The 12793-nt window shown below is 67.2% G+C and carries 10 protein-coding genes; 8 read left to right on the top strand and 2 right to left on the bottom strand.

Annotated features, from left to right (window positions below; translation table 11 throughout):
• Positions 1 to 156 precede the first annotated feature (156 nt).
• The 3 genes from JOE30_RS20295 to JOE30_RS20285 are packed head-to-tail and all read left to right on the top strand — an operon-like array spanning position 157 to position 5320.
• Complete coding sequence (locus JOE30_RS20295; RefSeq protein WP_204868761.1) at positions 157 to 2238, top strand: hydantoinase/oxoprolinase family protein; 2082 nt, start codon at positions 157 to 159, stop codon at positions 2236 to 2238.
• Complete coding sequence (locus tag JOE30_RS20290; protein WP_204868760.1) at positions 2235 to 4052, top strand: hydantoinase B/oxoprolinase family protein; 1818 nt, start codon at positions 2235 to 2237, stop codon at positions 4050 to 4052. The genes JOE30_RS20295 and JOE30_RS20290 overlap by 4 nt, the downstream gene beginning before the upstream one ends.
• On the top strand, positions 3998 to 5320 hold the full coding sequence (locus JOE30_RS20285) for an amidase (protein WP_307806262.1): 1323 nt from the start codon (positions 3998 to 4000) through the stop codon (positions 5318 to 5320). Before JOE30_RS20290 ends, JOE30_RS20285 begins: the two co-directional genes overlap by 55 nt.
• A gap of 52 nt (positions 5321 to 5372) precedes the next feature.
• Here the strand turns inward: JOE30_RS20285 and JOE30_RS20280 are convergent, their stop codons facing one another.
• Both JOE30_RS20280 and JOE30_RS20275 read right to left on the bottom strand, forming a co-directional pair.
• A complete protein-coding gene (locus JOE30_RS20280; RefSeq protein WP_307806261.1) occupies positions 5373 to 6128 on the bottom strand; it encodes a helix-turn-helix domain-containing protein in 756 nt (251 codons plus the stop codon).
• 5 nt (positions 6129 to 6133) lie between these two features.
• Positions 6134 to 7624 carry an APC family permease gene (locus JOE30_RS20275; RefSeq protein ID WP_204868759.1) on the bottom strand — a complete coding sequence of 497 codons (1491 nt, stop codon included), beginning with the start codon at positions 7622 to 7624 and terminating at the stop codon, positions 6134 to 6136.
• 316 nt (positions 7625 to 7940) lie between these two features.
• On the opposite strand from JOE30_RS20275, the gene JOE30_RS20270 reads away from it, so the two are divergent.
• Genes JOE30_RS20270 through JOE30_RS20250 form a run of 5 tightly spaced genes read left to right on the top strand, consistent with a single transcriptional unit; the run spans position 7941 to position 12785 of the window.
• On the top strand, positions 7941 to 8522 hold the full coding sequence (locus JOE30_RS20270) for a MauE/DoxX family redox-associated membrane protein (RefSeq protein ID WP_204868758.1): 582 nt from the start codon (positions 7941 to 7943) through the stop codon (positions 8520 to 8522).
• 18 nt (positions 8523 to 8540) lie between these two features.
• Positions 8541 to 9155, top strand: a complete 615-nt coding sequence (locus tag JOE30_RS20265; RefSeq protein ID WP_204868757.1) for a redoxin domain-containing protein — start codon at positions 8541 to 8543, stop codon at positions 9153 to 9155.
• A 32-nt stretch (positions 9156 to 9187) separates the two neighbouring features.
• Positions 9188 to 9889 carry a methylamine dehydrogenase light chain gene (locus JOE30_RS20260; protein ID WP_204868756.1) on the top strand — a complete coding sequence of 234 codons (702 nt, stop codon included), beginning with the start codon at positions 9188 to 9190 and terminating at the stop codon, positions 9887 to 9889.
• Complete coding sequence (locus tag JOE30_RS20255) at positions 9883 to 11202, top strand: hypothetical protein (RefSeq protein ID WP_371831732.1); 1320 nt, start codon at positions 9883 to 9885, stop codon at positions 11200 to 11202. The genes JOE30_RS20260 and JOE30_RS20255 overlap by 7 nt, the downstream gene beginning before the upstream one ends.
• 20 nt (positions 11203 to 11222) lie before the next feature.
• The gene (locus JOE30_RS20250; protein WP_204870592.1) at positions 11223 to 12785 is read left to right on the top strand and encodes a multicopper oxidase family protein; all 1563 of its coding nucleotides are present in this window, start codon (positions 11223 to 11225) and stop codon (positions 12783 to 12785) included.
• Positions 12786 to 12793 lie beyond the last annotated feature (8 nt).

The following is a 12793-nucleotide window of genomic DNA, read 5'->3' as shown; positions in this document are numbered from 1 at the left end:
ATCAGAGGTATTGCTTTCGGCGACGGGGTGGCGCACTATGACTCGAGTCACCTTCGCAGGGTGCACAGAGCCCGCACGGACTCCCGGACTGCAGCGACGCGTCCCGGTCGTCCCACCCCTGCTCCCCACGTGAGAGCCGACAGAATTGGATGGCACATGAAACGAATCGGAGTCGACGTCGGTGGCACCTTCACCGACCTCGTGTTGTGGGACGACGACGGCACCGTGGTGGTGCACAAGACGCCGTCGACCAACCACGATCCCTCGATCGGCACGATGGACGGCATCGCTGTCCTGGCCGAGCGGGCGGGAATCGACCCGGCCGAGATCGACATGTTCTTCCACGGCACGACGGTGGCCACCAACATCGTCCTCGAGCACAACGGGTGCGACGTCGGAATGATCACCACCGAGGGTTTCCGCGACCTCCTGCACATTGCACGCAAGAAGCGACCTCTGAACTACTCCAACTACCAGGATCTGCCGTGGCAGAAGTGGCAACTGGTCCCACGGCGGAACCGGCGCGTGGTTCCGGAGCGTATCGACGCCTCCGGCGCCGTCCTGACACCACTGGACGAAGATGCTGTGCGGGAACAGGTTCGACTCCTACGTGAGCGAGGGGTCGACGCCATTGCCGTCGCCTTCCTGCACTCGTACCGAAACCCGACCCACGAGCAGCGGGTCAAGGCCATCATCGCCGAGGAGTTCCCCGGCGTCTTCGTGTCGCTGTCCAGCGAGGTCGCCCCGCAGTACCGCGAGTACGAGCGCTTCTCCACCGCCGCACTCAACGCGTTCATCGGGCCGAAGACGTCGCAGTACATCGAGAACCTCGCCCAGAAGGCGAGCGCGGCACAGGTCGGGGAGGACGTGCACCTCATGACCTCCGCCGGCGGACTGGTCACCTCCCGGAGCGCCAGCGAGATCCCCGTGTCACTGCTGACCAGCGGTGTGGTCGCCGGCCTACTCGGCGGCTGCGCCATCGGCAAGGCGTCGGGCTTCCCCAGCGTCATCACCCTCGACGTCGGCGGCACCTCGGCGGACGTGGGAGTGGCGCCCGACGGCGCACTGCGGATGAAGCACCTTCTGGACACCCGCATCGGTGATTACCACGCGATGGTGCCGATGGCGGAGGTCGACACCATCGGCGCCGGCGGTGGTTCCATCGCGGTGGTCGACGACGGCGGCATGTTCCGCGTCGGACCGCGCAGCGCCGGTGCCGTTCCCGGACCTGCCTGCTACGGCCACGGCGGTACCGAGCCGACCTCGACCGACGCGATGGTCATGATGGGGTGGCTGCGCGAGAACAGTTTCCTGTCCGGCACCATGCGGGTGCAGCCCGAGCTTGCCCGCACCGCCATCCAGACCCACATCGCCGACAAGCTCGACGCGCCGCTCGACGAGGCGGCCATGGGCATCTTCAAGATCCTCGCGCACTCCATGACGGAGGCCATCAGCCTGCACTCGGTGCGCAAGGGGTACGACCCCCGCGACTTCTCCCTCATCGCGGAAGGTGGTGCGGGGCCGCTGTTCGCGTGGCAGATCGCCGATCAGCTCGGTATCCCGCGCGTCATCGTGCCCGGCCACCCCGGCATCACGTCGGCGGTCGGTCTGCTCACCACCGACATCCGTTACGAGGAGCCCACCACGGTGTGGACCTCGTCGGCCGACCCGGACATCGAGCTGCTGCGTCAACAGGTCGAGCGGCTCTCCGAGCAGGCAGTGGCCCAGTTGCGGGCGGACGGGGTCGCGCCGGAGAACATCTCGCTCGAGCGCAGCGTCGACTGCCGCTACGTGGGCCAGGGGTACGAGCTCCGCGTGCAGGCACCCGACGGCGAGATCGACGACGTCTGGGTGAAGACGACGGCCGAGGCCTTCCACGAGGCGCACGGGCGTACGTACTCCCAGCGCTTCGACGACAAGCCCGTGCAGCTGATCAACGTCCGCGTCACGGGCGTCGGTGCGGTGCCTCACGTGCGCATCGCCGACATCGAGAAGGGCACCGCCGACGCGTCCGCCGCGATCAAGACCACGGCCCGCGCGCTCTTCTGGAAGGACGACACCGCGAAGCCCGAATGGGTCGAGACCCCGGTCTTCGAACGATCGCTCCTGCTGGCAGGCAACACGTTCGATGGACCCGCCATCGTCGAGCAGTTCGACTCGACCACCATCGTCGGAATGAATCAGCACGCCACCGTCGACGCCGTCGGCCACATCATCATCGAGAGGAACCTCGCATGAGCAAGACGCTGATGCCCACCACCGGAGTCTCGTTGGCGGGTGACTCCACGCGCACGTGGAACGACGTGGAGGTCGATCCGATCACGCTCCGGGTGATCGGCGGTGCTCTGCAGTCGATGGCCAAGGAGATGGCTCAGGTGCTCTACCGGATGGCGTATTCGAGCCTCATCCGCGAGTCGGAGGACCTCGGCGCCGGCATCTTCGACATCAACGGGCGTGAGCTGTGCGAGTCGGATTCCACACCGATGCACTGTGGTTCGATTCCCGCGTACATCCGGGGTGTCAACCGCAGGCTCGCGGGAACGTACGAGCCGGGTGACGTGATCCTGCACAACCATCCGTACCACGGCGCCGCGCACTCGCCGGACTACGGCGTCATCATCCCGATCTTCTGGCAGGGCGAACACATCGGCTTCGCTGGCTGCACCGGCCACGTCTCCGACGTGGGCGGCAACTTCCCCGGACTGTGCATGGACGTCGTCGACGTGTGGGCCGAGGGCAAGCTCATGGACTCGATGAAGATCTACCAGGCGGGCGTCCGCAACGACTACCTCATCCAGCACATTCTCGACAACGTCCGCACTCCCGAGCAGAACCGCGGCGACCTCGAGGCCCTCATCGCGTGCTCGCGGATCGGCGAGAAGCGCTTCACGGAGTTGCTCGAGAAGTACGGTCTCGACACCGTCATGAGTGCGGGCGAACGGTGGATGGACTACTCGGAGTCCATGCTGCGCGCCAAGATCCGCGAGATTCCCGACGGCAGCTACGAGGCACCGATCGGGTACCTCGACGACGACGGCAAGAACCGCGACGAGCCGCTGAAGGTGGCCGTGCGCGTGCAGGTCGAGGGGGAGGACATCCTGATCGACCTCACCGGCTCGAACAGTCAGGTCCCCACCGCGTTCAACGTCCCCTTCGAGGGGTCGGTGCTCCCGGTCGCGGTCTCGGCCATCCGCACCATCCTGTTGGACGAGGACCTCACCGAGGACTTCGTTCCGCAGAACGACGGTTGCTTCCGACCCGTCAAGGCGTACGCCCCCGAGGGCACCATCTTCAATCCGGACTTCCCGGCATCGTGCTTCGCGCGGTTCTCTCAGGTGAACCGGGTGTTCGACTCGATCAATCTGGCTCTCGCACCGGTTCTTCCAGATCATGCGATCGCAGGGTCGTCCGCGGCGCTGTGCGCCATCGCGTACTCGGGAATCGCGCCCGACGGCGAGTCGTACTGGGTGTACATCGAGATCAACGAGGGGTCGTACGGCGGCCGCAACGGCAAGGACGGCATGGACGCCGTCGACGCGCTGATGGCCAACACCCGTAACAACCCCATCGAGGAGCTCGAGCTCAACCACGCCATGCGGGCGCTGCGATACGAGTTGCGAGACGAGGCACCGGCTCCCGGCAAGTGGCGTGGCGGTATCGGCAGCGTGCGCAAGTGGTTGATGGAGACCGACACGTTCCTGGGCTCCGAGGCGGACAACCGCTCGGATCCGCCGGCGGGAGCTCTCGGTGGGCACCAGGGCGTCTCGGGTGCGTTCACTCGTAACGCCGGGACCGACCGCGAGGAGGTGCTGTACTCGAAGGTGACCCAGGAGACGATCCGTGCCGGGGAGACCCTGGAGATCAAACTCCCGTCCGGTGGCGGCTTCGGCGACCCCTTCGAGCGGGACCCGTTCCAGGTGTTGAGCGACGTCTGGGACGAGTACCTTACCGAGGAGGACGCGCGACGCGATTACGGTGTGGTCGTGAACACCGCATCGTGGACTGTCGACGAGGACGCGACGGCGGAGCTGCGAGCGCGGAGCGTAGCCTGACCGAGAGTGGGGGACAGGCCGGTGAGACACCGGACCTGTCCCCGCTCGCTCTCGACCGTCGGTTGGGGAGCGTCATCCGGTGGATCGATGCACCCCCGGCCGGCGAGGGGCCCCTCGCGGGGAAGACCGTCGGGGTCAAGGACAACATCGACGTCGCCGGCATCGAGACCACCTGTGCCTCGGCCTACTTCACCGACCACCGGGCGGACCACGACGCTGACGTGGTGACACGCCTGCGTGCGGCCGGCGCTCGGGTGACCGCGAAGCTGAACATGGCCGAGTTCGCCGTCGGCGTGACGTCGCAGAACTCGGCTGCGGGGCCGTCCCGCAACCCGTGGGACCTCGGCCGGGTTCCGGGTGGCTCCAGCGGAGGCTCCGGTATCGCCGTCGCGGCGGGAATCGTGGATGCTGCGCTGGGTACCGACACCGGCGGTTCGGTCCGACTGCCCGCCGCTGCGTGCGGTGTCACCGGCCTGCGTCCGAGTCGAGGGTCGATCAGCACGGCCGGTGTTCACCCGGTCAGCGAGGAGTTCGACACGGTGGGCCCGATGGCGCGCACGGTCGGGGAGGTGGCCGCCCTGTTCGACGCACTGTCCTCCCGCTCGACCGAGAACGTCACGGGCACGGTTCGTGTCGGAGTGCCGGACGTGTTCATCTCCGCCGACGTGGACGAGGGTGTGGCCCGTACCGTCCGAGACGCCGTGAGCCTGTTCGCCGGGCTGGACGTGACCATCGTTCCCGTGTCGCTGCCCTTCGCAGCCGACGCCCAGGACATCGTCTACACGATCGTCTACAGCGATCTCGCGCGTCACCATCGAGCGCGGCTGCGCACGCGACCGTCCCTGTTCCAGGCGGCGACCAGGGAACGAATCATGCTGGGGCTCGGCATCACCGACGAGGATCGTGCCGCGGCGCACGAGGCGGGCGAGCGGTTCCGAGCCCTGCTGCGTCCGGTCCTCGAGGACGTCGACCTGGTGCTGACCCCGACGATGCCCGTGGACGTGCCGCCCCTCGCCGGCGGCGACGACGTGGTCGTCCTGTCTCGACGGATGGGTCAGTTCACCTATCCGTGGTCGTTGCACGACGGGCCGACTCTCGCGCTGCCGGTGGGGTTTCACCCCCTGTCGGGTATGCCGGTCGGTGCTCAGCTCACCGCTGCGCGAGGTCGAGAGGGCGTGCTCTTCGAGGCCGGGATGCGGTACCAGGCCGCGACCGACTGGCACGAGCGACGCCCACCTGGACGAACTGCGGCGACGTACGGGGACTGACCCGCTGATCCGTGCACGACTTTGTGACTCGCCTCGTTCGGAACGAGGCCGATCACAGAAGCCCCCGAAGCTCGCGCGCTCCTGCCCGGAGGAAGTCGACCAGCGTCGTGCTCTCCCGCGAGAACCTGCCGGAACCGCCTTGCAGGCAGAGGCCACCCACGACCTCGGAACCCTGTTCCGCTCGGACCGGAACAGCGAGTGCTGCTCTGCCGATCCGTGATTCGTCGTCCTCGAAGGACAACTCCGTCGCGAGGACTGTTGTCAGTTCGGTCCGCAGCTCGTCGGCGTCGACGATCGTGTGCGCGGTGATGGACGTCAGCGACACTATGGGTCTCGGATGGTAGGCGAGCATCAGTTTGCCGATGGCGTGGGCGTGCGGATTGCGCGCGATGGTCGTCGCCGGGACCGACTCGTGGTCGGGGTCGGTGTCGGCCATGCGCAGCGAACCGTCGCGGAACGATGCGGCGTAGAGCCCGTGTCTGGTCTCGGCCCGCATCCCGTCCAGCACGTCCTTCACGGACCGAGGGGGTGTGGAGCTCGAGGCCGCATAGGCGAGCTCCGATGTACGACGCCCGAGAGCGAATCCCGAGAGGTCCGGTACCCGGACGAGGAACCCGTCGGCGACGAGGACGTTCAGGATGCGGTACGCGGTGGCGGGTGGGACCCGGGTGTGGGCGGCAATCTGTTTCGCCGTCGCTCCCGGGCCGAGATGAGCGACGGCCTCGAGCATGGACAGCGCTTTCTGCACGGCCTTCGGTTGCTGCCCACCGAAGGTCGTGTGCTCGCGTGCGTCCTGATGCCGGGTCACCACTGCTACCGCCCGTGACGAGGAGCGCGCAGAACGGGGCGGCCGTCGGCGTCTGCCGCGAGATCGGCGGATCCCGGGAGAAGATCGGCCGTTCCGACACTGTCGAAGACCCCGAGAGCGCGGAGGCTGGCCGGCCGCACACGTGCCAGCACGGCGTACCACACGGTTCCGGAGCCCCCGAGGACGACGAACCAGGCCAGGTAGAAGCCACTGTCGGCGGTGTCGAGGACGACGAACAGCAGGAGGCACGACCCCGCGCCGGCCGCCGCCCAGCCGCACAGCCGTGTCCAGAGGGTGTGTTCACCGATGCGAGAGAGGAATCGCAGCGCCGCCAACGCCACCATCGTGTAACCCAGAGTCAGTGCGAACTCGACGATCACGTCGTATCTGCTCGTGGTGTCGTCGGGATCGTGCCAGGCGGCACCGATCAGCGACGCGCCGACGAAGGTGATCACTGCGGCGTGGGGGGTGCGTAGGCGTCCGACATGCCGGAGCGCGCCGGGAATGATGCGTTCGATGCTCATCGAGAACAGCAGCCGGGATCCCGCCTGAGCGAAGCCGAGTGTCGAGGCGATCCACGACGAACAGACTCCGACGTTCACGGCGACCACCAGCGGGGTGGACGCGCCGGAGTCGACCCCGCCGAAGTAGGCGTTCAGCAGTGTTCCCGCATGGCCGGTCATCCCTGCCCACCCCGCGAAGACGTAGAGCACGCCGACGAGGAGCGGGGAGACGATCACGGTGCGGGACACCGTCCGCAGCGGTGTTCGGGCCTCCGGACCGAAGAAGGCGGCGCTCTCGAAACCGGCCAGGCTCAGGACGGTCTGCATCGCCAGGAAGAGAGCGAAGCCGACCGGCGCGGACGTCGGTGTCGTCTCGGCGGCCACGGTGACCGGTGCCTGCAGAAGGAGGACGACGATCACTGCGAGCGTGCACAGTTCGACGACGAGAATGGTGCGCGTCGCGAAGCGAACGCCGCGCAGGGCGATCGAACCGACGAGAACCGCGACCACGATGCTGGCGACGAACGTGTGGCCACCACCGAGTCCCGCACCCGCGACGTCGGCGACGCGCATCAGGTTGTCACCGGCATTGGACAGGACGGAGATCGACACTCCGAGGTACCCGACGAGCAGTGCGGCCGCGGTCGTCAACGTCGCGCGCCGGCCCAGACCGTGGGCGACGAAGCTGTACAGGGAGCCGGACGCGGCCAGGCGAACGGTGAACTGCCTGATGCAGAGCGCCACGAGTGTCATGACGGCCGTGGCGCCGATGATGGCGAGCAGTCCGCCCGGGCCGGCGCCCACCGTCGACATCCACAGTGCGATGAACACCATGCAGGTCGCCGGCGCCATCGTCGACAGCGACTGACCCAGCAGATCGAACTGCGTCAACTGCTTGCGACCCAGTGCGCTCAGAGGCGAGTACACAGGATGAGAAGGCTGCGGTGCAGCAGCAGCCTGATCGAGAGCGGCGCGGAGCGAGCTCGTGGTCATACGCCTCCTCGGGCGAGTCGATCGCGGAGAGACCGCACTGTACGACGTGGCCGTTTCCTGGATGTTTCGGTTGTGACGGCCGCGTGCCGGCCAAGTGAGAACGTGCGCGCAACGTGTCCTCCCGGTGGTGTCCTGCGCGTGGCTCGGGCCACACCTGTTCGCTGTGCGAGCCTCTGACCAGTGCTTCGGCTGGCTTCGCTGTGTCAGATGGGCCCACGGAGGTCGTAACGTCCGTGCAGCGATCCCGACCCATCCGCCGTCGATAGTTCTCCCCAGCCGACCCGCACGGGCGGCGACGACGAACGGGAGGGCCGCGATGCTGTGGGCCGCGATATCGAGCCTCGTGGGCGGGATTCTCCTCGTCGCGGGTGTTCCGAAGCTGAACGACGGCGGTAGAACGGTGCGTGCGGTGCGCGGATTCCGACTACTCCCCGAAGCGCTCGTGTCGCCCGTGGGCCGTGCGCTCCCGGCCGTCGAGGTGATCGTGGGTGCCGCGCTGGTGTTCGGGGTGGCCCCGCTCGTGAGCGGATCAGCGGCGATCGTGCTGTTCGCGTCCTTCGCCGTCGGCCTGACCGTCAACCTCCTGCGCGGGCGACGGGATCTCGACTGTGGCTGCTTCGCCTTCGCCGCAGGCACCGACGAGATCCCCCACATCGGCTGGTGGCACGTTGCCCGCGCGGCGATGTTGACCCTGCTCTCGGCCGCTGTCGTTCTCGCGCCGACGGTGACCACCGTCGATCGGATCGCCGGCACCGGCATCGGCCTCTTCGTCGTCGCGACGGCCTGCGTGGCCGTGTACGCGCGCTCCGTCATGTCGTTCGGCCGCCGACCGATCGACGACTACCTCACCAACGCGGCCATCGAGTACCGCGCCGGCTCCTCCATCAGTCGCTACTGATTCACGAAAGGGACGTCGATGACCGTCTTTCTCCTCACCATGGTTCTCGTCCTCACGGTTGCCGTCGGGATTCTTCTGCTCATGATCCTCGGGCTCGCTCGCGAGATCGGGCGCGTGCAGGTACGACTCGGACCACTGGGCGCCCGCATGATGGACACCGGGCCGAAGATCGAACAGGTCGGACCGACCTTCCATGGACTGACCGACCACGTCGGCCGCGCGGTGAGCGTCGGTGGGCACCGTGATCGGCCGCAGCTGCTGCTCTTCACCGCGCCGGGCTGCTCGACGTGCAAGTCGCTGCTGCCCGGTATGAAGTCCATGGCCAAGGGAGAGGGCGACCTCGACATCGTCATGATCTCGGACGGCACACCCGAGGAGCACGCGCAGTTCCTCGCCGGTGCGGGTCTCGGTGACGAGTTGAGCTACGTCGACGGGCGGGACGTCGGTATCGCCTACCAGGTGGGCACCACACCGTTCGGAGTCATGCTCGATCAGCACGGCAAGATCAAGGCCAAGGGCCTCTGCAACCACATGGCCCAGGTCGAGAGTCTGCTCAACGCACTGGAATCGGACACTCCCTCCCTGCAACACCTCCACACTCGCGCCGCCACACAGCGTGCCGGCGTGGCCTGACCTGTTCGCCCCACAGCACGAGCGGAGAGCACATGGATCACCAGTCCCACCCCCACGGATCACACTCGGACGGAGCCACCGAGCAGCGCTACCCCGTCGACGAGGACACCGTCGCCGAGCAGGCGGAATGGATGGCCGGCCGCGGCGGCAGTTTCGCCAGTAGGTCGGGACGCAAACTCTCGGAGCGGGTCTCACGTCGATCGATGATCTCGCGTATCGGCCGGTGGACTCTCGGCGCCTCGGGCGTCGCCGTCGTCAGCTCGTTGCCGGTGTCGCGCGCCTACGCCCAGGAGACACCGGCCGCGCCTGCACCGGAGCCGCAGGTGCCCGAGTACACCGGGTCCAACCCCGCCGAATGCGACTACTGGCGGTGGTGCAGCATGGACGGAACATCCTGTGCCGCATGTGAAGGCGGTGGTCTCACGACCTGCGCACCGGGTTCCAAGCCGGGCGCCGAGTTCTGGGTCGGGTGCTGTACCAATCCTGCGGACGGCAAGACCTATCTCATCGCGTACTACGACTGCTGCGGTGCTCCCAGCTGTTCCAACGCCTTCTGTGGTGAACCCGACATGCAGGCCACCATGTACAACCCGGTCAGTGGCAGCTACGACCAGGAGATCATCTGGTGCGTCTCCGACGAGTCGCAGGCGTACACCTGCACGATGGCTCCCATCGTCGGCGCCGACTGCCAGGCTCGTCCGGCGGCGCGTCCGAAGGTGGGTGCAGGATCGTGACGCGCACACGCCGGACGTCGGTCGTGGTCGCGGCGCCCCTGGTCGCCCTGCTCGCCCTCACCTCGTGCAGCTCGTCGAGTGACGACACCGGCGACGACGCGGCATCGTCCACCGAGGTGACGTACCCGAGCGTCGACTTCACGGCACCGGGGGAGGGCATCGGGCTGGGCACCGAGGATCAGGAGATCACCGGAGAGATTCCGGAACCACTGCACGTCGGAGAGATCACGCCCATCGGAGCGAACCAGATTCTCGGCGTCGAGGGCACCTTCGGCAAGTTGGAGACGACCGTCAACGCGATCGATCCCGCGACAGGGGACATCACGACGCGCGTGACCGTCGGTCCCGGCATCTGGGACCCTGTGGTCCACGGGTTCGTCGGCGAGACACCCAGCGACCCGGCTGTTCTCGCGGCCGAGGTCTGGCGACCTCGAGGATCCAGAGGTGCTGCGGACTTCGTCGTGAGCACGTATTCGGGGAACCTGCTCGAGCCGAAAGAGGCAGTGCTGCCGGATGTGGCGCGCGTGCATTCGCGGGAAGGGTCCAATGCCGTCACATCCGACGGAAAGTACTTCGTCAGTTGGGACGACGGGCTGTACGGGATCCGGGTGGTCGACCTCGAGTCCGGATCGGAGAGCGGAGCGATCCGCATCGTCGGCTGTGGTCCGTTCACGTGGATGGTCGGCCATGACCTGTACAGCGTGTGCGAGGACAGCCGAGAACTGTTGCACGTCAACATCGGTGACGACGGCGTTCCGACGGAGGTGGGACGCGCGAAGGTGTTGCCGGACGACTTCGTCAGTACTCGCAAGACGACGTTCGCGGCCGACGCATCGAAAGCACTGCTGCTCAGCGAGAACGGCGACGTCTTCGTGATCGACGTCTCGAAGGGTCTCCCGACCGAGCCGATCACTCCGATCGGCAACGCAGGTGACGATTCCGGTCGCTTCTCGGAGAACGTCATCAACAACGACGCCACCCGGCTCGCGGTCACGTACACCGACAGCATCATTCATCCGGATTCGGCGCGCGGTGGTTCCGTCGCCAAGGTGGTTCTGTTCGATGCGGCGAATCTGGCCCCGGTGCGGTCCTACAGCCTGGCGGACATCGGCATCGAGAGTTTCACGTCGATGGCGTACAGCGTCGACGGCGCCACCTTCTACATTCTCGGGGACGGAGCGGAAGTCGACGGTGAGGCGCCGCAGAAGCTGGTCGGGTTCGACGCCGCCACCGGGAATCAGGTCTCGTCCGTCGACCTCGACGGTAATGTCACTCCGGTCACCAGTCTGCTCACACCCGAGGTGCTGGAGTGACTCGTCCGGCCACCCGGTCGATGCTCGGTCGCCGACGTTTTCTGTCACTCGCGGCGGCCGGCGCCGGGGTGGCGGGACTCGGTGCTCTCGGTGTCGCCGGGTGCAGTTCCTCGTCGGGAGCTGCATCCGGTGCCTCCGAGAAGCTGGACTACATCAAGCCCGGAGATCCCGAGATCGCCGCGGCGGAGCGTGCTCGCCGATCGACAGGGCGAACGGTGACCTATGCGTTGGCTGCAGGCCCCGCGACTGTGGATCTCGGCGGGCGCCTCGTGGACACGTGGTCGTACGGCGTCGGTGCGGTGGCACCGGAACTACGGATGTCCGCCGGGGACACGTTGTCGGCCTCGGTCACCAACGGGGTGTCGGCCGATACCAGCATCCACTGGCACGGCATCCGCATTCGCAACGACATGGACGGTGTGCCCCCGGTGACGCAACCGGCGATCGCGTCCGGGACGACGTTCGACTACTCGTTCATCGCTCCGGACCCCGGTACCTACTGGTATCACTCCCACTCCGGGCTCCAGGCCGATCGTGGACTGTTCGGTGCACTGGTCGTGGAGGATCCCGACGACGCGACCGGGGTCGACGTCGACGCGGTCCTCGTCATCGACGACTGGGTGGACGGTATGGGGACCACTCCCGACGCGGTCATGGCCGCACTGAACCCGGCGCTGAGCGGGGGCCACGCGGGGCACGGCGGCGCAGCGATGCCGGCGCCGGTCGGCGCCGACGAGGCCGCGATCGCCACGGCGATGACCACCGCGGGACACGGTGACTCGGCGGTGCTGGGCGGAATGACCCAACACATCGCGTATCCGATGCACCTGATCAACGGCCGACCGCCGAACGACCCCGCCGTCATCGAGGCCGCGCCGGGAGCACGTGTGCGGCTGCGTCTGATCAACGCCGGGGCGGAGACGCCCTACCGATTCGCTGTGGCGGGCCATCGACTCACCGTGGTGGCCGTGGACGGCTTCGACGTGGTGCCGACGGAGACCGATTGCGTTCTCGTCGGCATGGCTCAGCGCTACGACGTCGTGGTGACGCTGGCATCGGGTGCATGGCCCGTCGTCGCGGCCGTGGAGGGACGGCCGGGATATGCATCGACGATCCTGCGCAGCACTGACGCTGCGCCACTGTCGAATCCGGACGTGGGCGGATCGATCCCCGAGCTGTCCGGGCAGTTGGTGCTCGAGAGCGACCTGCGTCCGTCCGAGAAGGTGTTGCTCGCGGACCGTACCCCCGATCGCGAGTACCAGGTCGACCTGCTGCAGGCCGGCGACCGTTACGTGTGGGCGATGGCCGGAGCGGACGCCGGGAAGCTGGTCATGAGACAAGGCGAGCGTATTCGCATCACGATGAACAACACGTCCACCATGTGGCATCCCATGCACACCCACGGTCACACCTTCGCGGTACCGGATTACGGCGGCCTGCGACGAGACACGGTGAATGTCCTGCCGGGAACCTCCCTGGCGATCGACTTCGACGCCGACAACCCCGGAGAGTGGATGTTTCATTGCCACAACGCTTATCACTTCGAAGCCGGAATGACGGCAAACCTGATGTACGTCCGATGAGAGGCGCG

The organism is Rhodococcus sp. PvP016 (assembly GCF_017832185.1).
GTDB lineage: Bacteria > Actinomycetota > Actinomycetes > Mycobacteriales > Mycobacteriaceae > Rhodococcoides.
The sequence above is the reverse complement of the archived record's forward strand: the minus strand, read 5'-3'. Positions and strand labels throughout refer to the sequence as shown.